24 protein-coding genes are annotated in these 22,656 nt (G+C 62.0%); 9 read left to right on the forward strand and 15 right to left on the reverse strand.

Translation table 11 applies throughout. The features are described from left to right. The first annotated feature begins 76 nt into the window (after positions 1-76). The 3 genes from glsB (at position 77) to ACJ8MK_RS20860 (ending at position 2,288) form a co-directional block, all read left to right on the forward strand. The gene (gene glsB, locus ACJ8MK_RS20850; protein ID WP_039567907.1) at positions 77-1,000 is read left to right on the forward strand and encodes a glutaminase B; all 924 of its coding nucleotides are present in this window, start codon (positions 77-79) and stop codon (positions 998-1,000) included. A 30-nt stretch (positions 1,001-1,030) separates the two neighbouring features. Next, positions 1,031-1,753, forward strand: a complete 723-nt coding sequence (locus ACJ8MK_RS20855) for a DUF2884 domain-containing protein (protein ID WP_033635949.1) — start codon at positions 1,031-1,033, stop codon at positions 1,751-1,753. Positions 1,754-1,853: 100 nt separating this feature from the next. Beyond that, positions 1,854-2,288 (forward strand): DUF29 domain-containing protein, encoded by a 435-nt coding sequence (locus tag ACJ8MK_RS20860; RefSeq protein ID WP_019456096.1) that lies wholly within the window; start codon positions 1,854-1,856, stop codon positions 2,286-2,288. 37 nt (positions 2,289-2,325) lie between these two features. Here the strand turns inward: ACJ8MK_RS20860 and hemW are convergent, their stop codons facing one another. From hemW to ACJ8MK_RS20890, 6 genes are read right to left on the reverse strand one after another with little or no spacing between them, the layout of a single operon-like run. After that, positions 2,326-3,468, reverse strand: a complete 1,143-nt coding sequence (gene hemW, locus ACJ8MK_RS20865; RefSeq protein ID WP_308414407.1) for a radical SAM family heme chaperone HemW — start codon at positions 3,466-3,468, stop codon at positions 2,326-2,328. After that, on the reverse strand, positions 3,461-4,054 hold the full coding sequence (locus ACJ8MK_RS20870) for an XTP/dITP diphosphatase (RefSeq protein ID WP_442518032.1): 594 nt from the start codon (positions 4,052-4,054) through the stop codon (positions 3,461-3,463). Before ACJ8MK_RS20870 ends, hemW begins: the two co-directional genes overlap by 8 nt. 17 nt (positions 4,055-4,071) lie before the next feature. Beyond that, positions 4,072-4,362, reverse strand: coding sequence for a DUF167 family protein YggU (yggU, locus tag ACJ8MK_RS20875; protein ID WP_033649585.1), 291 nt, complete (start codon positions 4,360-4,362; stop codon positions 4,072-4,074). After that, positions 4,359-4,913: a YggT family protein gene (locus ACJ8MK_RS20880; RefSeq protein ID WP_033635944.1), complete on the reverse strand. Its 555-nt coding sequence runs from the start codon at positions 4,911-4,913 to the stop codon at positions 4,359-4,361. Before ACJ8MK_RS20880 ends, yggU begins: the two co-directional genes overlap by 4 nt. Before the next feature lie 31 nt (positions 4,914-4,944). Further along, positions 4,945-5,766: a pyrroline-5-carboxylate reductase gene (gene proC, locus ACJ8MK_RS20885; protein WP_041036672.1), complete on the reverse strand. Its 822-nt coding sequence runs from the start codon at positions 5,764-5,766 to the stop codon at positions 4,945-4,947. A 19-nt stretch (positions 5,767-5,785) separates the two neighbouring features. Beyond that, positions 5,786-6,493, reverse strand: coding sequence for a YggS family pyridoxal phosphate-dependent enzyme (locus ACJ8MK_RS20890; protein ID WP_308414405.1), 708 nt, complete (start codon positions 6,491-6,493; stop codon positions 5,786-5,788). Between the two features lie 20 nt (positions 6,494-6,513). On the opposite strand from ACJ8MK_RS20890, the gene ACJ8MK_RS20895 reads away from it, so the two are divergent. Then, positions 6,514-7,536: a type IV pilus twitching motility protein PilT gene (locus ACJ8MK_RS20895; protein ID WP_442518033.1), complete on the forward strand. Its 1,023-nt coding sequence runs from the start codon at positions 6,514-6,516 to the stop codon at positions 7,534-7,536. Here the strand turns inward: ACJ8MK_RS20895 and ruvX are convergent. The 6 genes from ruvX to ACJ8MK_RS20925 all read right to left on the reverse strand — a co-directional run bounded on the left by ruvX (position 7,533) and on the right by ACJ8MK_RS20925 (position 11,731). Then, positions 7,533-7,955, reverse strand: a complete 423-nt coding sequence (gene ruvX, locus ACJ8MK_RS20900; protein WP_015379046.1) for a Holliday junction resolvase RuvX — start codon at positions 7,953-7,955, stop codon at positions 7,533-7,535. The two genes, ACJ8MK_RS20895 and ruvX, sit on opposite strands and share 4 nt — an antisense overlap. Further along, positions 7,955-8,518 (reverse strand): YqgE/AlgH family protein, encoded by a 564-nt coding sequence (locus tag ACJ8MK_RS20905; RefSeq protein WP_033635940.1) that lies wholly within the window; start codon positions 8,516-8,518, stop codon positions 7,955-7,957. The genes ruvX and ACJ8MK_RS20905 overlap by 1 nt, the downstream gene beginning before the upstream one ends. Before the next feature lie 141 nt (positions 8,519-8,659). After that, positions 8,660-9,610 carry a glutathione synthase gene (gshB, locus tag ACJ8MK_RS20910; protein ID WP_033635939.1) on the reverse strand — a complete coding sequence of 317 codons (951 nt, stop codon included), beginning with the start codon at positions 9,608-9,610 and terminating at the stop codon, positions 8,660-8,662. A 10-nt stretch (positions 9,611-9,620) separates the two neighbouring features. After that, positions 9,621-10,352, reverse strand: a complete 732-nt coding sequence (rsmE, locus tag ACJ8MK_RS20915) for a 16S rRNA (uracil(1498)-N(3))-methyltransferase (protein WP_342176249.1) — start codon at positions 10,350-10,352, stop codon at positions 9,621-9,623. Between the two features lie 69 nt (positions 10,353-10,421). After that, positions 10,422-11,117, reverse strand: a complete 696-nt coding sequence (gene endA / locus ACJ8MK_RS20920) for a deoxyribonuclease I (protein ID WP_033649591.1) — start codon at positions 11,115-11,117, stop codon at positions 10,422-10,424. 101 nt (positions 11,118-11,218) lie between these two features. Continuing rightward, the gene (locus ACJ8MK_RS20925) at positions 11,219-11,731 is read right to left on the reverse strand and encodes a SprT family zinc-dependent metalloprotease (protein ID WP_033654666.1); all 513 of its coding nucleotides are present in this window, start codon (positions 11,729-11,731) and stop codon (positions 11,219-11,221) included. Positions 11,732-12,080: 349 nt separating this feature from the next. Here ACJ8MK_RS20925 and fumA point away from each other — a divergent pair, with 349 nt between their 5' ends. After that, a complete protein-coding gene (gene fumA / locus ACJ8MK_RS20930; protein WP_033649593.1) occupies positions 12,081-13,727 on the forward strand; it encodes a class I fumarate hydratase FumA in 1,647 nt (548 codons plus the stop codon). Between the two features lie 150 nt (positions 13,728-13,877). After that, positions 13,878-14,744, forward strand: coding sequence for a helix-turn-helix domain-containing protein (locus tag ACJ8MK_RS20935; protein WP_039567215.1), 867 nt, complete (start codon positions 13,878-13,880; stop codon positions 14,742-14,744). Here the strand turns inward: ACJ8MK_RS20935 and ACJ8MK_RS20940 are convergent. Both ACJ8MK_RS20940 and ACJ8MK_RS20945 read right to left on the reverse strand, forming a co-directional pair. Beyond that, on the reverse strand, positions 14,668-15,720 hold the full coding sequence (locus tag ACJ8MK_RS20940; RefSeq protein ID WP_442518034.1) for an XdhC family protein: 1,053 nt from the start codon (positions 15,718-15,720) through the stop codon (positions 14,668-14,670). The genes ACJ8MK_RS20935 and ACJ8MK_RS20940 overlap by 77 nt on opposite strands. Positions 15,721-15,728: 8 nt before the next feature. After that, entirely contained in the window at positions 15,729-16,313 is a 585-nt protein-coding gene (locus tag ACJ8MK_RS20945; RefSeq protein ID WP_060439203.1) for a nucleotidyltransferase family protein, read from the reverse strand. Positions 16,314-16,521: 208 nt separating this feature from the next. Between ACJ8MK_RS20945 and ACJ8MK_RS20950 the strand changes: the two genes are divergently transcribed. The 3 genes from ACJ8MK_RS20950 to ACJ8MK_RS20960 are packed head-to-tail and all read left to right on the forward strand — an operon-like array spanning position 16,522 to position 21,094. Then, complete coding sequence (locus tag ACJ8MK_RS20950; RefSeq protein ID WP_442518035.1) at positions 16,522-19,311, forward strand: xanthine dehydrogenase family protein molybdopterin-binding subunit; 2,790 nt, start codon at positions 16,522-16,524, stop codon at positions 19,309-19,311. Then, a complete protein-coding gene (locus ACJ8MK_RS20955; protein ID WP_060439202.1) occupies positions 19,308-19,862 on the forward strand; it encodes a (2Fe-2S)-binding protein in 555 nt (184 codons plus the stop codon). Before ACJ8MK_RS20950 ends, ACJ8MK_RS20955 begins: the two co-directional genes overlap by 4 nt. After that, positions 19,859-21,094, forward strand: a complete 1,236-nt coding sequence (locus ACJ8MK_RS20960) for a c-type cytochrome (protein WP_442518036.1) — start codon at positions 19,859-19,861, stop codon at positions 21,092-21,094. The genes ACJ8MK_RS20955 and ACJ8MK_RS20960 overlap by 4 nt, the downstream gene beginning before the upstream one ends. Positions 21,095-21,157: 63 nt before the next feature. Here ACJ8MK_RS20960 and ACJ8MK_RS20965 read toward each other — a convergent pair whose 3' ends face one another. Continuing rightward, entirely contained in the window at positions 21,158-22,534 is a 1,377-nt protein-coding gene (locus ACJ8MK_RS20965) for an amino acid permease (RefSeq protein WP_033635929.1), read from the reverse strand. Positions 22,535-22,656: the final 122 nt, after the last annotated feature.

The raw sequence follows: 22,656 nt of genomic DNA on the forward strand, positions 1-22,656 counted from the left end.
GCGGCTTCGCGCCGCGCCGTTTTATTGATCTAAGGTGCCTTAACGGCGCCTTTGTTTTGCCCGGAGTGTGACCGAGGTGGTAACAACATTGGATAACGCGTTGCTGGAGGAGATCCTGCAACAGGTGCGCCCGCTGATTGGCCAGGGGAAAGTGGCCGACTACATCCCTGCGTTGGCGGAAGTGCCCGCCGATCGGCTGGCGATCGCCGTCTGCACGGTGGACGGCGAACTGTTCCAGGCCGGCGACGCCGCGGAGCGCTTCTCCATTCAGTCGATCTCCAAGGTGCTGAGCCTGACGCTGGCTCTGACGCGCTATCAGGAGCCTGAGATCTGGCGGCGCGTCGGCAAAGAGCCTTCCGGCCTGCCGTTCAACTCGCTGCTGCAGCTGGAGATGGAACAGGGCAAACCGCGCAATCCGTTTATCAACCCCGGCGCGCTGGTGGTGTGCGACATGCTGCAAACCCGGCTCAGCGCCCCCAAACAGCGGATGCTGGAGGTGGTGCGCCAGCTGGCCGGCGAAGACGACCTGGCCTATGACCTGCGGGTGGCGCGCTCCGAGTTCGAACACTCCGATCGCAATGCGGCCATCGCCTATCTGATGAAGTCGTTCGGCAACTTCGAAAACGACGTGATCACCGTCCTGCAAACCTATTTCCACTACTGTGCGCTGCGCATGAGCTGCGTGGAGCTGGCGCGCAGCTTCGTCTATCTGGCCAATCGCGGCCGCGATCTCAGCGGAGAGGCGGTGATCAGCCCGCTGCAGGCCCGGCAGATCAATGCTCTGATGATGACCAGCGGCATGTATGACGGCGCCGGCGAATTCGCCTATCGGGTGGGGATGCCGGGCAAGTCCGGCGTGGGCGGCGGCATCGTAGCCATCGTACCGGATGAGTTGTCGATCGTCGTCTGGTCGCCGGAGCTGGATGCTTCCGGCAACTCGCTGGCGGGAACTGCGGCGCTGGAACTGTTGTCTCAACGTATCGGTCGTTCGATTTTTTAATCCCAATCTGGATGGGAGTCAGGAGAAGCTATGTTGAAGAAAACCGGGTTAGCCTTACTGCTGCTGGCGGCGACTGCCGCGCAGGCCCACGCCGAGTACCAATGCAGCGTTAAACCCCAGGATGATGTGATCATCAGCCCGCAGAGCGTGCAGGTGAAAGGCGCCAGCGGCGACCTGCAAATTTCGCCGGATGGCGACGTGATCCGCAACGGCCAGGCGCTGAGCCTGAATGACAGCCAGCGGCAGAAAGCCTTCAGCTACCAGAGCGCGCTGCGCAAGCAGCTGCCGTGGATCGACGACGGCGCGCAGCAGCACCTGGAGAAAGCCCGTTCGGCGCTGGATAAGGTGATCGTCAAAGAGCTGGGCAGCAACAGCAACGTGCGCAACCGGCTGACCACCCTGAACGGCCAGCTGAAGCAGCAGATGAACCGCATCATCGAACACCGCAGCGACGGCCTGACCTTCCACCACAAGGCGATTGACCAGGTGGAACAGGACGGCCGCAACATCGTGCAGCAAAGCATGGGCGGGGTGCTGCAGGACAGCCTGAACGAGATGGGCGTCAAACAGGCCGCCAACAGCGGCGGCAACCCGCTACAGGCGATCATGGGCAACCTGGGCGGCTTGCAGAAGGCGATCCAGAACGAATGGAACAACCAGGAGCAGGACTTCCAGAACTTCGGCCGCGACGTTTGCAACCGCGTCACCGCACTGGAAACCCAGCGCAAGGATCTGCTGAAGGCGTTGAAGTAAGTTAAGAATTTCCTCGGGAGAACGTTTTTTGACCTTCTGAAGCTTATCTGACAGACTGGTCAAACTACGTACAGATTTAGGGATGTTTACGGAGGACGCTATGAGCCATACACGTTACGAAACCGATGTTGTCGCCTGGGCAAATGAACAGGCAGCTCTTTTGCGCTCCGGAAAATTGTCTGAGATCGATATTGAAAAGATCGCCGAGGAGATTGAGGACGTGGGGAAGAGCGAGCAAAGGGAACTTGCTAGCCGGATGACGGTGCTGATTGCACATTTGCTTAAATGGAAATATCAGCCGGCCAGGCGCGGAACCAGTTGGGAGAGAACGATTAAAGCGCAGCGCAAAGAGGTGCTTTACAGCTTGAAAGAGTCTCCCAGCCTAAAAGGCAAACTGGGCGATGCTGATTGGCTGGATGTCGTCTGGTCGAAGGCCGTTGCGCTCGCCACGGCCGAAACCGGGCTGGATGTGTATCCGGAAAACGGCATCTGGGAAACTCAGCAGATTCTGTCTCAGACGTTTTACCCGGATTAACGCCAATAAAAAAGCGCTGATTATTCAGCGCTTTTTTTTACTCGTCGTCCGCCAGGAACAGTTCCAGCAGCGAGTTGAGGAACAGTTTGCCCTTCTCGGTGATCTGCCAGTGCTCCGCGGTTTCTTCCAGATAGCCTTTGGCCAGCGCTTCGTCCAGCTGCGGGCGAATGACGCTTTCCGCCAGCCCGGTGTAGTTGGCGAAGTCGGCGCGCGGCGCGGCTTCCAGCAGGCGGAAGCGGTTCATGAAGAATTCGAACGGCCGATCCGCCGCCGCCACCTCATGCTGCTTGTCCATGTAATCGCCGCGCATAAAGCCGCGCGGGTGCTTGGTCTTGGCGGTGCGCAGGATGCGCCCGTCGCTGAAGGTCACCTTGCCGTGCGCGCCGCAGCCGATCCCCAGATAGTCGCCGAAGCGCCAGTAGTTGAGGTTGTGCTGGCATTGGTAGCCCGGCTTGGCGTAGGCCGAGGTTTCATACTGCTGATAGCCGGCGGCGCTCAGCAGCTGGTGGCCGCGTTCGAAGATGTCCCACAGCGCGTCGTCGTCCGGCAAAACCGGCGGGCGCGAGCTGAACAGGGTGTTCGGCTCGATGGTCAGCTGATACCACGACAGGTGAGGCGGATTGAGGGCGATAGCCTGGCGCAGATCGTCCAGCGCCTCTTCCAGCGACTGATCCGGCAGGCCGTGCATCAGATCGAGGTTGAAGCTGCGCAGGCCGAGGCCGGTCGCCAGCGTCGCCGCGCGCTTGGCCTCTTCCGGGCCGTGGATGCGCCCTAAGCGGGTCAGCTTCTCGGCGCTGAAGCTTTGCACCCCGATGGAGATGCGGTTGACGCCGGCGCACTGGTAGCCGCTGAAGCGATCGGCCTCCACGGTGCCGGGGTTGGCCTCCATGGTGATTTCGGCGCCGTCGGCGACGCGAATGCGCGCCCGCACGCCGTCCAGCAAGGCTTGCATCGCCTCGGCGCTCAGCAGGCTGGGGGTGCCGCCGCCGATGAAGATGGTGCTTATCTCCCGGCCGCCGGCCAGCGGCAGGTCGGCATCCAGATCCGCCAACAGATGATCGACATACTCCTGATGCGGCACGTCACCCTTCAGCGCATGGGAGTTGAAGTCGCAGTACGGGCATTTCTGCACGCACCACGGGATGTGGATGTAGAGACTCAGCGGGGGCAGCTTAAGCATTGCGCATGGCTTCCAACATCAGCTTCAGCGCCTTGCCACGGTGCGAAATCGCTCGCTTCTCGTCGCGGCTCAGCTCGGCGGCGGTGCGGCCCAGCTCCGGCACGTAGAAGACAGGATCGTAACCGAAACCGCCTTCGCCGGCGGCCTGCTCGGTGATTTCGCCGGCCCAGCTGCCGTGGAACACCAGCGGCGTCGGATCTTGCGCATGGCGCAGATAGACCAGCACGCAGTGGAATTGCGCGCCGCGCCGGCCTGGCGCCACGTCTTTCAGCGCCGCCAGCAGCTTGTCGAGGTTCTGCCGATCGTCGGCGTCTTCACCGGCGTAGCGCGCGGAGTAGATGCCCGGCGCGCCTCCCAGCGCGTCTACCGCCAGGCCGGAGTCGTCGGCGATCGCCGGCAGGCCGGTGACCTGTGCCGCATGGCGCGCTTTCAGGATGGCGTTTTCGATAAACGTCAGCCCGGTCTCTTCGGTGGATTCCACGCCCAGATCGGTTTGCGCGACCACGTCCAGGCCGAAATCGGCCAACAGGTCGGCGAGTTCGCGCACTTTGCCCGGGTTACCGGTGGCAAGAACGACTTTTTGCATAATGACTACCTTGAAAATTATTCGATGAGCGCCGCGACCACGGCGGGGATCTGTTGCGGATTCACGATGCGTAACTGTTTATGCCGCCCCAGTTCGCCTTTCTCGATGGTGACGCTGCTTTTCGCCACTTTGAACTGCTTGGCGATAAACTTGATCAAATGGGCGTTGGCTTGGCCGTCGACCGGCGGGGCGGTGATGGCGACTTTCAGTTCGTCGCCATGCAAGCCGATAATTTGGTCGCGGCTGGCTTTCGGCTGAATATATAGCCTGATCGCCAGCCCGTCCAGCACCGGAGTGACTGCACTCACAGCAGGAACCAGATCTCGCCGAACAGATCCATGCCCAGGTAATTGATCAGATAGAGGATCAGGATCACCACCATGGCGGAAAAGTCGATGCCGCCCATCGCCGGGATGATGCGACGGATCGGCGCCATCAAGGGTTCGGTGAGCTGGTACATTACATAGTCGATCGGGCTGCGGCCCTGACTGATCCAGCTCATCAGCGCACGAATGATCATCACCCAGAAGATCAGGTAGCCGGCAGACTTCACCAGCGAGATCAGGCCGAACAGCAGGTTATAGGGGCTGAGCGACATCGCGCCGCCCTGGATCAGCAGCAGCAGTGGGTACTTGATGGTCATCAGCAGGAACGCCAGCAGCAGCGAAGCGCTGTCGATGGGCCCCAGCGACGGGATGATGCGGCGCAGCGGGCCGACCACCGGCTGGGTGATCTTCACCACAAACTGCGAGAACGGGTTGTAAAAATCGGTGCGTGTCCATTGCATCCAAATGCGCAGCAACAGCACCATCACGTACAGATCAATAACGGTCTTGACCAGGAAAGTCAGCGTTAGCATGAAGTGGTCCTTCTCCTTAACTCATGGTTATTTAAAATAATTTTTCCATCTCTTGCGCGCGGGAAACGGCGGCCTGCATCGCTTGCGCCACGGTTTCCGGCAGCTGGCGTTCGTTGAACACCCGCAGCGCTTCGGCGGTGGTGCCACCTTTGGAGGTCACCTGCTCGCGCAGCGTGCCCAGCGGCGTATCCGGGTTGGCTTCCACCAGCGCGGCGGCGCCGGAAGCGGCCTGCTGCACCAGATCGCGCGCGGTCTGGCTGTCGAAGCCCATACGTTCGGCCTCTTGTTGCATCGCCTCCATAAACAGGAAGAAATAGGCCGGGGCGCTGCCCGCGGCGGCGATCACGCCGTTGATGCCATTTTCGTCATCGACCCAGCAAACTTTACCGACCGACGCCATTAAATCGCCGGTGTAGTCGCGATCCTGCTGGCTGACCTGCGCCGGCGCGTACAACCCGCTCATGCCCTTGCCGACCAACGACGGGGTGTTGGGCATGATGCGCACGATGTCCAGCTTGTCGCCGAGCAGCTGATAGAAACGGCTGACCTGAATACCGGCGGCGATCGACAGCACCAGTTTGCCGCTGAAATCGACCTGCTCGCGCAGCGGTTGGCAAACGTCGGCCATCATCTGCGGTTTGACCGCCAGCACCACTACTTCGGCCGCGCGCGCGCAGGCGACGTTGTCGCCGCTGCTGACGATGCCATAGTCCGCCGCCAGCGCATCGCGGTTTTTCGCCGAAGGGGCGCAGACGCTGATGGATTTGGCAGGATAGCCGCCCGCCACCAGGCCGGCGATGATTGCACGCGCCATGTTGCCGGCGCCGATAAAGGTAATCTTGCGATGTTGCATCAAATCCCTCGTCTGTTTGTCAGGCCTGCGAGTAGTCGCGGGCGCCAAAAATTGCGGTGCCGATGCGCACCAGGGTGCTGCCTGCGGCAATCGCTGCCGCCATATCGTCCGTCATGCCCATAGATAGCGTATCGGCCTGCGGATAACGTTGACGCAGGGCGAGAAAGGCATCGTTCATCCGGTTGAATACCGCCAGCTGCCGCTGATAATCCGCTTCCGGTGCCGGGATGGCCATCAGGCCGCGCAGCGTCAGGTTCGGCAGCGCGGCGATCGCTTCGGCCAGCGCTGGCAGTTCGCTTAACGCGATGCCGGATTTGCTCTGCTCGTCGCTGATGTTGATTTGAATCAGCACGTTGAGCGGCGGCAGGTCGGCCGGGCGCTGATCGCTCAGGCGCTGGGCGATGCGCAGCCGATCTACGGTATGGCACCAAGCGAAGTGTTCCGCCACCAGCCGACTCTTATTGGATTGCAGCGGGCCGATAAAGTGCCACACCAGCTCGCCGCCCTGCGGCGACTCGGCGAAATGCCGGATCTTGTCTACCCCTTCCTGCACGTAGTTCTCGCCGAAGGCGCGCTGGCCGGCGGCGATGGCTTCTTCGATCGCCGCCACAGGTTTGGTTTTGCTGACTGCAAGCAGGGCAACTTCTTCTGGCGCCCGCGCGCAGTTTTGCGCGGCGGCCGCGATGCGGTTTCTGACATCCTGCAGGTTCTGTTGGATAGTGCTCATTATTGACCCGGGAGAGTGATATGGATATCGATGAATTCGTGACCCTTAGTGTAAAGCATAATGCTTCCGATCTGCACCTTTGTGCCGGCCATCCGCCGATGTTGCGCATCGACGGTGAACTGCAGCCGCTGGCGGCGGCGCCAACGCTGACGGCGCAAGGCGTGCAGGCCCTCTGCGACGGATTGCTGAATGCGCAGCAGCGCGAGAGCCTGCGGCGGCTGGGGCAGGTCGATCTGGCGTTGCACCGGCCGGGCGGGGAGCGGCTGCGGGCCAACGTTTTTCAGCAATGCGCGGGGATGTCTCTCGCATTGCGGCGCATCGCCGGGCAGGCGCCCTCGCTTGCCGAGCTGGCGGCGCCGGCCATCGTCCCGGCGCTGCTGCGGCGCGACGACGGGCTTCTTCTGGTCACCGGTGCCACCGGCAGCGGCAAGTCCACCACGTTGGCGGCGATGATCGACGAGATCAACCGGCACCAGCCGCGGCACATTTTGACGCTGGAGGATCCGATCGAATTCCTGCACCGCAGCCGGCGTTCGCTGATCCAGCAGCGGGAGATCGGCCGCGACAGCCACAGCTTCGATGCGGCGTTGCGCGCCGCGCTGCGCGAAGATCCGGATGTGATCCTGCTGGGCGAACTGCGCGATATCGCCACCATCCGGCTGGCGCTCACTGCGGCGGAGACCGGCCATCTGGTGCTGGCGACGTTGCACACCCGCAGCGCGCCGCAGGCGGTGGAACGGCTGGTGGACGTGTTTCCGGCGGAAGAGAAACCCTATGTGCGCGCCCAGCTGGCCGGCAGCCTGCAGGCGGTGATCGCGCAAAAGCTGATGAGGCGGCCCGGCGGCGGGCGAGTGGCGATCTTTGAGGTGCTGACGGCGACGGCGGCGGTCAGCAACCTGATCCGCGAAGGGAAAACCCATCAGTTGGCGAGCGTGTTGCAAACCGGCGCGCAGTCCGGCATGCAAACCTTTGAGCAAGGTTTGCAGCAGCGGATCGACGCCGGCGTGTTGGGGGAGAGTGCGGGGGAGGGAACGGAGGGTTAACCCAGCTGCCGTTCGAACCAGCTTTCGAGGATCACCACCGCAGAGGCGGAATCCACGCTGCCTTTGTCGAGCGCGCGGAAGCCGCCGCGATCGAACAGGTTGGCGCGCGCTTCCACGGTGCTCAGGCGCTCGTCATGCAGATCGATCTGGATGCCGAAGCGGCCGTGCAGGCGGTTGGCGAACTTGCGCGCCTGGGCGGTCACGGGTTGTTCGGTGCCGTCCATGTTCAGCGGCAGGCCGACCACCACCAGATCCGGCTGCCACTCCTTCAGCAGCTTTTCGATTTTCAGCCAGTCCGGCGAGCCGTCCTGCGCTTTGAAGGCCGGCAGGGCGCGGGCGCTGCCGGTCAACTCCTGGCCGACGGCCGCGCCGATGCTTTTGGTGCCGAAATCGAAGGCGATAATGGTGCGGTTGCTCATCAGGCGTGTCCTGCGTGGTTGGCGATGCTGCGAATGTCGATACCCAGAAGGTTCCCCGCCTCGCGCCAACGGCTGGCGATCGGCGTGCGGAACAGAATGTCGGTGTTGGCCTCGATGGTCAGCCAGGCGTTCTCCAACACCTCCTGCTCCAGCTGGCCCTTTTCCCAACCTGCATAACCCAGCGCCACCAGCACGTCGTCCGGTTGTTCCGGGGTGCCGAGCGTTTCCAGCACGTCTTTCGAGGTGGTGATCATGGTGTTGGGGGAAATTTGAATGCTGGCACCGAAGCCGTGGCGCGGCGTATGCAGGATAAATCCGCGATCGTCCGCCAGCGGGCCGCCGGCGAACACCGGCTTGTCCAGGCTGATGGCCGGATCGCGCGCAGGCGGCATGATCTTCAGCTTGCTCAATACCGTGGCTACCGTGAACTGCTCCACCGGTTTATTGATCACCAAACCCATGGCGCCTTCTTCGTTGTGCTCGCAGACGTAAATCACCGAGCGCTTGAAGCGAGGATCCTGCAGGGTGGGCATGGCGATCAGAAAATGGTGCTGTAAATTCATGGCGTTAGTATAAGGTAATCAATGGGTGAGAAAATAAACAGCCGCCAGTATGCGGCTATACCCGCCGCCTTTCAAGCCGCGAAAAGGCGGCTTTGGCGGGCGCGATGCTGGATAGCGGGCGGCAGGCCGCCCGCATGCGCATTACTTCGCCGCCAGGCGCTTTTCAATCGCGTCCATCAGCATGCCGGTAATCGAGATCGGGAATGCCGCCTCAATTTCGCGCGCGCAGGTTGGGCTGGTCACGTTGATTTCGGTCAGGCGATCGCCGATCACGTCCAGGCCGACGAAGATCAGCCCTTTCTCTTTCAGCGTCGGGGCGACGGTGCGGGCGATTTTCCAGTCGCTCTCGCTCAGCGGGCGCGCTTCGCCACGGCCGCCGGCCGCTAGGTTGCCGCGGGTCTCGCCCTGCGCCGGAATGCGTGCCAGGCAGTAAGGCACCGGCTCGCCGTCGACGACCAGGATGCGTTTGTCGCCGTCCTTGATCGCCGGCAGGAAGTTCTGCGCCATGCAGAAACGGCTGCCGTGTTCGGTCAGGGTTTCGATGATCACCGACAGGTTGGGATCGTCCTGCTTCACGCGGAAGATAGACGCGCCGCCCATGCCGTCCAGCGGCTTCAGGATGATGTCGCCGTGCTGCTGGTGGAATTTGCGGATGTGCGCGGCGCTGCGGCTGACCAGCGTGTCCGGCGTCAGCTCAGGGAACCAGGCGGTGAACAGCTTCTCGTTGCAGTCGCGCAGGCTTTGCGGCTTGTTGACCACCAGCGTGCCTTTGACCTCGGCGCGCTCCAGAATGTAGGTCGCGTAGATGTATTCGGTATCGAACGGCGGATCCTTGCGCATCAGGATCACGTCCAGATCGTGCAGCGCCAGATCCTGCTCGCTGCCGAAGCTGAACCAGTTTTCCTTGTCTTCCTTCACGCTCAGCAGGCGGGTGCGGGCGCGCCCGTCACCGGCGTGCAGATAGAGATCGTTCATCTCCATGTAGTGCAATTCGTAACCGCGGCGCTGCGCTTCGAGCAGCATGGCGAAGCTGGTGTCTTTCTTGATGTTGATGGAATCGATAGGATCCATCACGATGCCGAGCTTAATCATCTTTTCTCCTTTAACCCAGGTCGCCGAAGCGGACCTGCAGAGCGGTAATGGCGGTGAGCGCTGTGGTTTCGGTACGCAGCACGCGTGGCCCCAACAGAATATCAGTAAATCCGTGGCCGGTGGTCATGGCGATTTCGTCGGCGGACAAACCGCCTTCCGGGCCGATCAGCAGGCGGACGCGGTCTACCGGCTGTGGCAGGGTGTTGATGCTGTGGCTGGCGCGCGGATGTAGGTTGAGCTTCAGGCTGCCGTCTTGTTCGGCGCACCAGGCTTCCAGCGACATCGCCTCGCGGATTTCGGGAATGCGGTTGCGGCCACACTGTTCGCAGGCGGCGATGGCGATCTTTTGCCATTGCTGGATTTTCTTCGCCAGACGCTCGCCGTCCAGTTTGACGCCGCAGCGCTCGGAAAACAGCGGGGTAATGACGTTGACGCCCAGCTCGATGGATTTCTGGATGGTGAACTCCATCTTCTCGCCGCGCGAGATCACCTGGCCCAGATGCAGGTTGAGCGGCGATTCGATGTCGTCCACGCGGCCGTCGCCGAGGCGCACCAGCACGCTCTTTTTGTCCACCTGGACTATCTCGGCGTCGAACACCTGGTTGCTGCCGTCGAACAGCTGCAGCGCCTGGCCGGCGTTCATGCGCAGCACGCGGCCGACGTGGTTGGCGGCGTCCTCGCTGAGGGCGATCTCCGCCCGATCGGTCAACGGCTGCGGATGGTAAATGCGGGGTATGCGCATGGGTAGTCTGATCCTGACGAAACGGCGCCGTGGGTTGGCGGCGCCATGAAAGATAAAGGCTATAGTAGGTTAGCTTTTCCGCTGCTGACAAGCCTGTTGAATATAGGGGTTGTGGTTGCCCTGCACCTTGGCGATACGTGCTTCACGCTGACATTCCCATTGGCTCACCGGATATTGCCGGTTCCACACCTCGAACAGCTGGGTTTGCTGGCGTGACAGTCGCAGCTGGTAGCGATCGCGCATGTAGAAGTAGGTGCGGGCGATGGCGCCGCGGGCGCGGGCGGGCGGCTCCGCCTGTTTATTCTTGAAGTCCACCTTCATCGGGCATTGCCCGTACTGGCCGGCGCCGCCGTTCCATTGGCTGTACATGAAGTTATTGCGGTCGCCGTTCACTTCGCCGATCGCCGGCTGCAGGTTGTGCAGATCGGTTTCTATCTGGCGATAGGTGGCGTCCTTGTTGCAGTTTTTGCGCCCGCCGTCCTGCCAGCACTGCAGCTGGTGGCCGAACTGCCAGGCCGGCACCACGTGTTCCCACTCGATGCGCTGCGCGCGCTGGGCGTTTTTACGCACCTGATAGCCGCAGCCGGCGAGATCCGGGATGCCCTTCTTGCCTTGCCAGTCGATGCGGCAGCCGCAGTAAAAGCTGCCCGGCGCATCCTGATTAATCTTGGCCGCCGCCGCCTTGGCCTGAGAAAAATTATTGATGCCGTGCGCCTGTACGGCGCCTGCGGCGAAAACCGCGATAAACAAAATTCTGCGAAGCATATTCCAAAACAGCTCAAAATTGGAAAAGCAGGCAGGGTAACGGAACTTGCCGGTAGTGGCAAATGGCGATATTTGCTTGTTTTAACGTATAAATCGTTTAACTAAAGGTTCTCGCTAGCGAGAAATTTCAGTTTTTCGCCGCACCGGCGGCAGCGGTATTCGCTTTCGCCGCGCAGCACGCGATTATGGCGGCGGATGGTGAGCTGATGCTGCCCGCAGCCGCAGCGATAGGGGAAGGTTTTGCTTTGCACCGAGGCGGTTTCGAAGCGGTGGGTGCGGCTGGCGGGGGTCTGCAGCACGCTTTCCATCATCCAGCGCCATTCGCGGCCGTGCGGCGCCACCCGGCCGAATTGGCGAAACACCAGCAGGTGCGCCAACTCGTGCGGCACCACTTCATCGATAAACGGCTGTTGGTTTTCCAGCAGCAGCACCGGATTCAGGCGGATTTCCCAGCTTTGCAGCCAGGCGGTGCCCGCGCTGGTGCCGCGTTGCTGATAGACGATGCTGGGTTCGGGGAACTCGACGGCAAAATGCTGGCGGGCCAGCTGCAGCTTTTCTCGCAGGCAGCGCATTACCGCTTGTTGCAGCGCGATGGGGATTCTCGGTTTGTTCATTGCGGCCTAGCTTAAGCAATGGCGCGGCGGCTGACAATACGCCCCGCGTAAATCGCATCCGGCGCTTTTTCGCCACATTGATAAGACGATCGCCGCCGATGGATTGTAATCAATGTGTTAACTGCGGGATAATAAAGCGTGCATGATGAGCCTGTACCCGCAGTTCTCACCGAGCAAGGTTGAAACGCTGCCTGTGGTAATCCCTTACGCAAAGAGCGGTTATTTTGCGATTTGGCGCAATAACTGACTGATTAAAAATACGTAAGGTGGAGGCAGTTTTTTGACAAGGCGCCGAGCCGTGCGCCGCAAGTGTGAATTTAACGCAGCTGATGTTGCAAGTGAGAGATCAATGTCGAATAAACCGTTCCACTATCAAGATCCGTTCCCGCTGAAGAAAGACGATACCGAATACTACCTGCTGAGCCGCGACCACGTTTCCGTGAGCGAATTTGAAGGCCAGGAAATTCTGAAAGTTGCCCCTGAAGCGTTAACCCTGCTTGCCCAGCATGCGTTCCACGACGCCTCGTTCATGCTGCGCCCGGCGCACCAGCAGCAGGTGGCCGATATCCTCAAAGATCCGGACGCCAGCGAAAACGACAAGTACGTTGCGCTGCAATTTCTGCGTAACTCAGAAATCGCCGCCAAGGGTATTTTACCGACCTGCCAGGACACCGGCACGGCGATCATCGTCGGCAAAAAGGGCCAGCGCGTCTGGACCGGCGGCGGCGATGAAGCCGCGCTGTCGCGCGGGGTGTACAACACCTACATCCAAGAGAATTTGCGCTATTCGCAGAACGCCGCGCTGGATATGTACAAAGAGGTCAACACCGGCAGCAACCTGCCGGCGCAGATCGATCTCTACAGCGTGGACGGTGAAGAGTATAAGTTCCTGTGCATCGCCAAGGGCGGCGGTTCCGCCAACAAAACCTATCTGTATCAGGAAACCAAGGCGCTGCTGTCGCCGGGCAAACTGAAAAATTACCTGGTCGACAAGATGCGCACGCTGGGCACCGCGGCTTGCCCGCCGTACCACGTGGCGTTCGTCATCGGCGGCACCTCGGCGGAAGCGACGCTGAAAACCGTCAAGCTGGCTTCGACCAAGTATTACGATGGTCTGCCGACCGAAGGCAACGAGCATGGCCAGGCGTTCCGCGATCTGGAACTTGAAGCGGAATTGCTGCAAGAAGCGCAGAACCTGGGTCTGGGCGCGCAGTTCGGCGGCAAATACTTCGCGCACGATATCCGAGTGGTGCGCCTGCCGCGCCACGGCGCGTCGTGCCCGGTCGGCATGGGCGTCTCCTGCTCCGCGGATCGCAACATCAAAGGCAAAATCAACCGCGACGGCATCTGGCTGGAAAAACTGGAGCACAATCCGGGGAAATTCATTCCTCAGGAGCTGCGCCAGGCCGGGGAGGGCGAGGCGATCAAGGTCGATCTCAACCGTCCGATGGCCGAGATCCTCAAACAGCTGTCGCAGTACCCGGTTTCCACCCGCCTGTCGCTGAGCGGCACCATCATCGTCGGCCGTGATATCGCGCACGCCAAGCTGAAAGAGCGCCTGGATCGCGGTGAAGGCCTGCCGCAGTACGTCAAGGATCACCCGATCTACTACGCCGGCCCGGCCAAAACGCCGGAGGGCTACGCGTCCGGTTCGCTGGGGCCAACCACCGCCGGGCGTATGGACTCCTACGTCGATCTGCTGCAATCCCACGGCGGCAGCATGATCATGCTGGCGAAAGGCAACCGCAGCCAGCAGGTAACGGATGCCTGCCACAAGCACGGCGGTTTCTATCTCGGCAGCATCGGCGGCCCGGCGGCGGTGCTGGCGCAGCAGAGCATCAAGAGCCTGGAGTGCGTGGAGTACCCTGAGCTGGGCATGGAAGCGATCTGGAAAATCGAGGTGGAAGATTTCCCGGCGTTTATCCTGGTGGATGACAAAGGCAATGACTTCTTCCAGAAGATCCAGGCCGGTCAGTGCTCAAGCTGCCTGAAATAAGCGCGGCCCCCTTCGCCGCCTGCGGGCGGTGAAGGGGATTGTGTAAAGTCCTGTAGCCTGCTGGACGGCGAGTTTTAACCTGTATACCCTACGCGGACAGCACTAAAATTCGACTAATGGAATATCGGCAACAGAAGGCTCGGCAAGCACATGAGTACGCAGGAAAGTCATATCAAGGAATTGCTGGTCTGGATTGAGGATAATCTGACCAATCCGCTGTCGTTGGATATCGTTTCCGCCAAGTCAGGCTATACGAAATGGTATCTGCAGCGCATGTTCAAGAAGCAGACCGGATTATCGTTAGCTTCGTATATCCGCGCTCGCCGCCTCTATCTCGCCGCCTTCGCCTTGCGTTTTACGCAGAAGAGCATCCTCGATATCTCGGTCGAATACCAATTCGATAACCAGCAGACGTTCTCGCGCTGTTTCAAGAAACACTTCGCCGAATCGCCCAGCGTCTATCGCCATGCCCGCAAGCAGGACTTCAGCAATCTGGTGCGTTCGCTGGCGGCCAGCCAGCCGGGCGATATTCAGGTCGAACGCGTCAGCATCGCCAGCGGGCAATACGCCTTTCACGGCAAGCAGTACGCTTATCACCTGGATATCGAGAAGCTGGACAAGTCACACCTGCCGCAGCGCAGCGCGCTGCGGGCGCAGTTCTATACCTTATTGGGCGAGCGCCCGATGCAAACCTATTCGTTTACCCAATTGGTGCCGGACGGCGAGCGGGTCAGGGTCGATTATACCCTGGGCGTGACGACGGAATACCCGCTGCGCGAAGGCGTGGTGCTGGAGCCGCTGCCGGAGATCCACGGCGAGTTTTGCCGTTTTCGCTATTCCGGCAAGCCGGTGGCGCTCAATGACCACATCATTCAAATCTACACGCAGGTGCTGCCCGAAATGGGGCTGGCCCGCGGTGACGGGCCGGACATTACGGTGTTCAGCTATTCGCTGAGCGGGAAAGAGGAGCTGCATCTGGAGTTGCAGCATCTGGTGCCGGTGGTGCCGCTGCATTGAGCCCGTCGGCGGCCGGCAGCCGGTTTTTTTGCTGCACGATCGCCGCCATCACCGCCAGGGCGATCTCCGCCGGGGTTTTGCTGCCCAGCGGCAGGCCGATCGGCGCATGGATGCGTTCCAGCTCCTGCGGGGTGAATTCGGCAATCTGCTGCAAACGCTGGCGCCGCCGCGCGCTGTTTCTGAGCGAGCCCATGGCGCCGATGTAAAACGCCGGGGTGTGGATCGCTTCCATCAGCGTCAGGTCGTCCATGCGCGGATCGTGGGTCAGCGCCACGACGGCGGTATTGGCGTGGCAACCCCCTTCCTCAATGAATTTGGCCGGAAACTGACGCAGCAACGTCACGCCCGGTTTCAGCTCGGCGGCAAAGTTATCCAGCGCCTCCGGGCGGTTCTCGCACACCAGCACCTCAAACCCCAGCGCCATGGCGAAATCGGCGCAGTACAGCGCCACGCTGGACAGCCCGGCGATCAGCAGGCGCGGCGCGGCCGCGATGTGCAGGGTGATCTGCTCAAGCCGGCGTTCGATCTGGGTGGCGCTGGTGAAGTGGCTCTGCTCGAGGCTGTGGCAGGCGTTGGGCAGCGTCAGGCGTTTGATCAACGCGTGATGCCCTTCCAGCGCGCCGGCGATGCGCCGCAGGTAAGCGATGCTGGCTTCACTCGCCGGCAGGTATTCGATCAGCACGTCCAGCACGCCGCCGCAGGGCAGCGCCACGTTGGGCGTCATGCCGCCTTCACCGTAGCGAATCACCTGGCTGGCCGCCTGATACTCCCCGGCGGCCACGCGGCGCAAAAAATCCTCCTCCACGCAGCCGCCCGACAGCGAGCCGCTGTAGCGGCCGTCGCGGGTCGCCGCCATCAGCGCGCCCGGCGAGCGCGGCGAAGAGCCGTAGGTGCTGAGCACGGTACATAACCAGACCGGCTGTTGCTGCAGCCAGCTTATCGCCTGGCTGACCACGGTGACGTCAAGATGTTGCATAGGTGAATTTACTCGCTGGCCGGGAGTTGCGATGGAAGATCAATATCCTGCACGACGCCGGGGTGCTCAAGCGGCAGCAGGTGCACTGCCGCGCCTTGCAGCAGTTCACGCGCGCCATTATCGCCGCGCAGTTGGCAAAGGGGTTTGCGCAATAGAGCGGAAAAGCCGACCGGATGACCGGGCTGTTGCGCATAGCAGGGGCGCACGATCGCGTGCTGCCGTAAGGCATCCGCCACCTGCCGGAAAACATCGGCGCCGACGAACGGCATATCGGCCAGGTGAATCAGCCAGCCCTGCCAGTGCGGCGTGGCCGCAACGCCCGCGGCGATCGAGTCGCCGAGGCCCGCGCTGGCGAGCAGGGTGACCGGCACCTGGTTGGCGGCGCAGGCGGCCAGCACCGGCAGATTATCCGGCCGGGTCACCACCTGGACCGGCAGGCCGGAGGCCAGCGCCTGGCGCAGGGTGTGTTCGAACAGCGATCGCCGCTCGCCCGCCGCATCGGCAAATCCGGCGTTCAATTTGTTGCCCCGGCCGCCGGCCTGAATAAAGCGCTCCCCGCGTCCGGCGGCGGTAATGACAATGCCCGTGGTCATGGTTGAAGTCCGCGTTTGCGCAAATTATTTATTAGCCTACAAACTACCTGTGTTTTGTAAATGTTTTTTTGTTGAAAACAGTCTGTTAATCATCACATAATTTTAGTTATAAGCATATGCTTATGACGTCTACGGCAAGGTCGTCAGCGTTTGCGCAACAACACCGCGAACAAAAACCAATTACAAGAAAGACGTGAAGGACTTATTTATGAGCAATTTCAACCCGTCGCGGCGCCGCTTTATCAAAGGCGCCGTGATTGCGGGGGTGTCCGTGTACCTCGCGCCCCTGTACAGCCGCGCCTACGCCGCGCTGTTCGAGCAAAAAATCCTCCAGTCACCCAACTGGGATCCGCAGACCAAACGCGTCCGTTTCCGTATCGATGGCCGCGCCAAGGTCATGGGGCAGAAGGTGTTCGCGCGCGACATCCGCGCGGTGGACATGCCGCACTGGCCGCAGAAACAGGCGCACGCCTTCATTCTTCGCGTCACTAAAGCCGACCGGCTGTTCGAGGGCGTCGATCTGTCGCTGCTGGGGGACGACCTGCAGCCGGATCGCCTGGTGACGGCGGAAGATCTGGCGCGCGACGGCCTGGCCTTCCCGGCGTTCTACGGCGACGACATGCTGCTGCCGAGCGGCAAAACCCCGGCCTATCTCGGCCAGGCGGTGGCGATACTGATCTATCACGACTTCGCCCGTTTCCGCTTCGCCAAGGACAAGCTGAAATTCCGTGAGGAAACCATCAAATACGGCGCGGTCACCGGCCCGCTGGAGCGCGATCCCTGGGGCAGCTTCCGCTATGTGCGGGTGGGGGGCGATCAGCCGTTCGACGACGATCGCTTCTCCAGCCTGAAGGACACGCCGATCTTCCCGGTGTCGATGAAAAAACACCTGCCGGTGTGGCCGGAAGGGCGCGAGGGCGGCAAGCTGGATCAGGAAGGCATGCGCTATGCGGGCCTGATCGCCGACGAGATGGCCAATCCGCCGGCCGATTGGCTGGTGATGTCGCGCCGCTACACCACGCAGTCGATCGACACCTCGGCGCTGGAGCCGGACAACGCCAACGGCTGGTTCGATGCCGAGACGCAAACGCTGCATCTGGTGGTGCCGACCCAGTCGCCGCAGGAAGTGGCCGACGAGATGCCGCGCATGCTGGCCAAGCGCAACCCGCCGGTGAAACAGCTTATCCTGCACCCGTGCTACACCGTGGGCTACGGCTCGAAAGATCACTACAACTTCCCGTATTACGGCGCGGTGGCGGCGATGTACGGCGACGGCCACCCGGTGCGCCTGGCCAACGACCGCTTCGAGCAGTTCCAGACGGCGCTGAAGCGCCACGCGTTCGACATGAATTACCGCATCGCGGTGAATAAGCAGACCGGCGTCATGCAGTCGTTCCTCGGCGACATGACCGCGGACGGCGGCGGCCGCAGCAACTTTACCCCTTCGGTGGTGATGGTCGGCGCGACCGCCGCGCAGTCGATTTACTACTTCCCGAAAAGCGATCTGTCGTCGGTCGGGCTGGCCTCACGCGCCATCGACGCCGGCTCGGCGCGCGGTTACGGCACGCTGCAGAGCATGGCCGCCACCGAGATGATGGTGGATGAGCTGGCCGCCGAGCTGAAGATCGACCCGATCGAGTTCCGCCTGCGCAACGTGCTGAAATCCGGCATGAAAAACACCCAGGGGGCGATCCCGGCCGGTGCGATCCGCGCCGATGAAGTGCTGGAGAAGGCGGCGAAGCATGAGATGTGGCTCAAGCGCGCTGAACGCAAGGCCGAGTTTGAGAGCCGCCATCCCGGCAAGCGCTATGGCGTTGGCTTCGGCTGCGTGCAGAAAGACTTCGGCACCGGGGCGGAAACCTCGTTCGCCCGGGTGGAGCTGAGCGAAGACGGCCGCATCACGCTGCATCACAGCGGCGCGGAGATGGGCACCGGCATGTCGACCTCGCAGTCGGTGCTGTGCGCGCAGTGGCTGGGCAAACCGGCCGACGAAGCGCATTTCTCGGTCACCGACTGGTCGGTGCTGCCGATGGTCACCAGCGGCGATCCCTACCTGATGTCGCAGGAGGAGCAGGACAAGCTGCAAACCAACCCTAACTGGACGCCGAGCTACTGTTCGCCGTCCAGCGCCAGCAACTCGGCCTATTACTTCTCGCACAGCACCCGCGAAGCGGCGCGCCTGATCTTCGATCACGGCCTGTGGCCGGCGGCGATGGCGCTGTGGCAGGCCGGCATCGGCGGCGGCCAGGCGGCGCCGCTGGTGGTGCGGCGTGAAGATGCGCGTTGGGTCGAAGGCGGCCTGACGGCGGCGGGCATGTCGGTGCTGAGCCTCGAGCTGCTGGCCAAGACGGCCTATCAGATGGGCGGCGTCACCGGCGCGGCGGTACACGTCTTCAACCGCTGGCAGTGGGCGGAGGCCGATTTCACGCTGAGCGGCAAAAGCGAACGCCTGCCGATCGACGGCATGGCGCTGCGCAATGCCGGCGGCGAATTCAAACCGCTGGCGCGTGAGCAGGTCTACTACCCGCCAACCCAGCGCAACAATGCGGCGGTGACCTACTACAGCGCCGTTGGCACGCTGGCGGAAGTGGCGGTGGATATCACCACCGGCCAGGTGGAATTGCTGAATCACCATTCGATCATGGAGTGCGGCAACCTGATCGTGCCGGAACTGGTTTCCGGCCAGCTGCAGGGCGGGCTGGCGATGGGGATCGGCCATGCGCTGCACGAATATTTACCGCTGTACGAAGACGGGCCGGGCAACGGCACCTGGAACTTCAACCGTTACCACCTGCCCCGCGCCAGCGATGTGGCGGTGTGGAAGCAGAGCGGCGACATCCTGCCGGCGCTGTCGGAAACCGATCCGCCGAAAGGCATGGCGGAGGTGGTGATGATCCCGATTGTGGCCGCGCTGGTCAACGCCATCGCCGACGCCACCGGCCACCGTTTCCGTGATTTGCCCGTTCGTGCAGAAAATATTCGTGAGGTATTACAATGAGCATTAAAACCCAGCCGATCTCCCTGACCATCAACCAGAAGCAATACGGCCCAATCGAGGTGCCGGAAGGCCTGATGATGATCGATTTCCTGCACGAATACCTTGACCTGACCGGCTCGCGCCTCGGCTGCGGGCAGGGCATTTGCCACGCCTGCGTGGCGATCGTCGATCACCCGAGCGGCACCAGTGAAGAGGTGCGCACCTGCATCACCGGCGCGCATTTCTTCAACGGCAAGAAAGTGCGTACCGTCGAAGGCCACGCCAAGGTGGACGAGCAGGGCGAGGTGGTTGAACTGTCGCCGATCCAGCAGGCGTTTCTGGAGCACTACAGCTTCCAGTGCGGCTATTGCACGCCGGGCTTCGTCAACGCCGCCACCATTTTCGTGGAAAAGCTCAAGCGTGAGCCTATCGTTCGTGAGCAGTTGGAAAGCGCCATCGAGCAGGCGCTGGACAGCCACATCTGCCGCTGCACCGGCTATGTGCGTTACTACGAAGCGGTGCGCGACGTGGTGCTGAAAACGCCGGGCCTGCTGAAGGAGACGGCGCAATGAAAAAACGTCTCGCAGTATTGATTGTGCTGGTGGCGATCGTGGTGATTGCGCTGCTGTGGTGGCGGGAAAACCGCCGTTACGACGGCCCGGTGCAGCAGGTGACCGCCGGCGCCGAACAGATCGCCCGCGGCCGCTATCTGGCGCTGGCCGCCGACTGCGCCGCCTGTCATACCGCCAGCGGCGGGGCGCCGCTGGCCGGCGGCTATCCGCTGGAAACGCCGTTCGGCACGATTTACGGCAGCAATCTGACGCCGTCGGCCGACCACGGCATCGGGCGCTGGACCAGGGACGACTTCTTCCTGGCGCTGACGCAGGGCGTGGCGCCGGGCGGGCGACACCTGTACCCGGCGATGCCTTACACCTCGTACAAGGGCATGTCACGTCAGGACGCCGACGACATCTACGCTTACCTGATGACGCGCCCGGCGGTGGACGTGGCCATTCCGGCCAACGAGATGCCGTTCCCGTTCAACCAGCGCATGGCGCTGATCGGCTGGAACCTGCTGTTCCGCAGCCAGGATCCGCTGCCGGCCAGTTCGCAGGGCAGCTCGCCGCAATGGCAGCGCGGCCGCTATCTGGCCGACGTGCTGGGCCACTGTGGCGAATGCCACACGCCGCGCGGCGCGCTGGGGCAGATGGATCTCGCCAAGCCGATGCAGGGCGGCGATCTCGGCCGCTTCATGGCGCCGGACATTACGCCGCACGGCCTGGCGCAGCGCGGCTGGACGCCGCAGGACATCAGCCGCTTCCTCAGCACCGGCCTCGCGCCGCAGGGTTCCGCCTTCAGCGAGATGCACATGGTGGTGGATCTCAGCACCCGGCATTTAACGCCGGAAGACCATCAGGCGCTGGCGCTGTATCTGATGGGCGAGCAGCCGCCGGCGGCGGTGCCGGTGAAAATGGGCCAGGGCAGTGATGCCGGGCGCATGGCCTATCTGGATCAGTGCGCCGGCTGCCACGCCCGCGAAGGCGAGGGCAAACCGCACGTCGCACCGGCGATGCGCGATAACGCCACGCTGCGCCAGGTGGACGGCAAGAACCTGATCGTGTCGGTGCTGGACGGCCTGCCGGCTCAGCAGTTCCCGAACGGCGAAAGCATGCAGAGCATGCCGGGCTTCGGCGAACGGCTGAGCGATGCCGACGTGGCGGAGCTGGTGAATTATCTGCGCGTGACCTGGGGCGGCTTGCCGGCGGACATCACCGCCGAACAGGTGAAAGCGTTGCGCAAGTAAGCGGCGTTCAGGCGAAAAAAATGGCCCGCATCAGCGGGCCATTTTACCGCGCGGTCACGGGGTTCAACGGCTGGTGACGCCGTCGACGCGTTGGCTGCGCTGTTTGATGGCGTAACCGACGGCCAGGATCGCCACCCACACCGGGATAAGCAGCACCGAGATTTGAATGCCCGGCGTCAGGTACATGATCACCAGGATGCCGGCCATGAACAGCAGGCACAGGTAGTTGCTGAACGGGTACCAGAAGGCTTTGAACTTCGGCACCACGCCTTCGCGATTTTTAGCGGCGCGGAACTTCAGGTGCGCCAGACTGATCATCGCCCAGTTGATCACCAGCGCCGATACCACCAACGCCATCAACAGTTCGAAGGCGCGGCCCGGGATCAGGTAGTTAATCAGCACGCACAGCGCGGTGGCGAGGGCGGAAATGCCGATGGCCACCACCGGCACACCGCGGCCGTCGACCTTCAACAGGCTTTTCGGGCCGTTGCCCTGCTGCGCCAGGCCGTACAGCATGCGGCTGTTACAGTAGACGCAGCTGTTGTACACCGACAGCGCGGCGGTAAGCACCACGATGTTCAGCACGGTAGCCACCAGGTTGCTGTTCAGCGCGTGGAAGATCAGCACGAACGGGCTGCCGCCTTCGACCACTTTGCCCCAAGGGTACAGCGACAGCAGAATGGCCAGCGAACCGATATAGAAGATCAGGATGCGGTAGATCACCTGATTGGTGGCTTTCGGAATGCTCTTTTGCGGGTCGTCGGCTTCGGCGGCGGTGATGCCGACCAGCTCTAGGCCGCCGAAGGAGAACATGATCACCGCCATCGCCATCACCAGGCCCATGACGCCGTTCGGGAAGAACCCGCCCTGCGCCCACAGATTGGTGACGGTGGCCTCCGGGCCGCCCATGCCGCTGAACAGCAGGTAGGCGCCGAACACGATCATGCCGATAATCGCCACCACCTTGATGATGGCGAACCAGAACTCCATCTCGCCGTAAACTTTGACGTTGGCCAGGTTGATGGCGTTGATCGCCAGAAAGAATACCGCGGCGGAAACCCAGGTGGGGATCTCCGGCCACCAGTACTGCACGTAGATGCCGACCGCGGTCAGTTCCGCCATCGCCACCAGGACATACAGCACCCAGTAGTTCCAGCCGGAGGCGAAGCCGGCGAAGTTGCCCCAGTATTTGTAGGCGAAGTGGCTGAAGGAACCGGCAACCGGCTCTTCCACCACCATCTCCCCCAGCTGGCGCATGATCAGAAACGCGATGAAGCCGCCGATGGCGTAGCCGAGAAGCACTGACGGGCCGGCCATTTTTATTGTTTGAGCGATACCGAGAAATAACCCGGTGCCGATTGCGCCACCTAAGGCGATGAGCTGAATATGGCGGTTTTTCAGGCCGCGTTTCAGCTGGTCACCATGCTGTTGACCATCCATCAATCAAACCCTCTGTCGTTGTGAATGCCCACATGCCTGTAAAGCAGTGGTTACGATGTGTGTTTTGTTTTATTTACGGCGTTATAGCTATTAATTCCACGGCGCCGCTACCGTTTGGCAGA

Origin of the sequence: Serratia sp. CY38905 (assembly GCF_052168875.1) — a bacterium.
Classification (GTDB): domain Bacteria; phylum Pseudomonadota; class Gammaproteobacteria; order Enterobacterales; family Enterobacteriaceae; genus Serratia; species Serratia sarumanii.

Bases quoted from the DNA above. Each gene is read 5' to 3' on its own strand.
- ACJ8MK_RS20880 (WP_033635944.1), bottom strand. From the start codon at position 4,913: ATGCTAACGCTGACTTTCCTGGTCAAGACCGTTATTGATCTGTACGTG.
- ACJ8MK_RS20905 (WP_033635940.1), bottom strand. From the start codon at position 8,518: ATGAATTTACAGCACCATTTTCTGATCGCCATGCCCACCCTGCAGGAT.
- ACJ8MK_RS20950 (WP_442518035.1), top strand. From the start codon at position 16,522: ATGAGCAATTTCAACCCGTCGCGGCGCCGCTTTATCAAAGGCGCCGTG.
- endA (WP_033649591.1), bottom strand. From the start codon at position 11,117: ATGCTTCGCAGAATTTTGTTTATCGCGGTTTTCGCCGCAGGCGCCGTA.
- ACJ8MK_RS20955 (WP_060439202.1), top strand. From the start codon at position 19,308: ATGAGCATTAAAACCCAGCCGATCTCCCTGACCATCAACCAGAAGCAA.
- ACJ8MK_RS20860 (WP_019456096.1), top strand. From the start codon at position 1,854: ATGAGCCATACACGTTACGAAACCGATGTTGTCGCCTGGGCAAATGAA.
- ACJ8MK_RS20925 (WP_033654666.1), bottom strand. From the start codon at position 11,731: ATGAACAAACCGAGAATCCCCATCGCGCTGCAACAAGCGGTAATGCGC.
- proC (WP_041036672.1), bottom strand. From the start codon at position 5,766: ATGCAACATCGCAAGATTACCTTTATCGGCGCCGGCAACATGGCGCGT.
- fumA (WP_033649593.1), top strand. From the start codon at position 12,081: ATGTCGAATAAACCGTTCCACTATCAAGATCCGTTCCCGCTGAAGAAA.
- gshB (WP_033635939.1), bottom strand. From the start codon at position 9,610: ATGATTAAGCTCGGCATCGTGATGGATCCTATCGATTCCATCAACATC.
- ACJ8MK_RS20855 (WP_033635949.1), top strand. From the start codon at position 1,031: ATGTTGAAGAAAACCGGGTTAGCCTTACTGCTGCTGGCGGCGACTGCC.
- ACJ8MK_RS20940 (WP_442518034.1), bottom strand. From the start codon at position 15,720: ATGCAACATCTTGACGTCACCGTGGTCAGCCAGGCGATAAGCTGGCTG.
- ruvX (WP_015379046.1), bottom strand. From the start codon at position 7,955: ATGAGCAACCGCACCATTATCGCCTTCGATTTCGGCACCAAAAGCATC.
- ACJ8MK_RS20945 (WP_060439203.1), bottom strand. From the start codon at position 16,313: ATGACCACGGGCATTGTCATTACCGCCGCCGGACGCGGGGAGCGCTTT.
- hemW (WP_308414407.1), bottom strand. From the start codon at position 3,468: ATGCTTAAGCTGCCCCCGCTGAGTCTCTACATCCACATCCCGTGGTGC.
- ACJ8MK_RS20935 (WP_039567215.1), top strand. From the start codon at position 13,878: ATGAGTACGCAGGAAAGTCATATCAAGGAATTGCTGGTCTGGATTGAG.
- ACJ8MK_RS20965 (WP_033635929.1), bottom strand. From the start codon at position 22,534: ATGGATGGTCAACAGCATGGTGACCAGCTGAAACGCGGCCTGAAAAAC.
- ACJ8MK_RS20960 (WP_442518036.1), top strand. From the start codon at position 19,859: ATGAAAAAACGTCTCGCAGTATTGATTGTGCTGGTGGCGATCGTGGTG.
- ACJ8MK_RS20895 (WP_442518033.1), top strand. From the start codon at position 6,514: ATGGATATCGATGAATTCGTGACCCTTAGTGTAAAGCATAATGCTTCC.
- ACJ8MK_RS20890 (WP_308414405.1), bottom strand. From the start codon at position 6,493: ATGAGCACTATCCAACAGAACCTGCAGGATGTCAGAAACCGCATCGCG.
- rsmE (WP_342176249.1), bottom strand. From the start codon at position 10,352: ATGCGCATACCCCGCATTTACCATCCGCAGCCGTTGACCGATCGGGCG.
- ACJ8MK_RS20870 (WP_442518032.1), bottom strand. From the start codon at position 4,054: ATGCAAAAAGTCGTTCTTGCCACCGGTAACCCGGGCAAAGTGCGCGAA.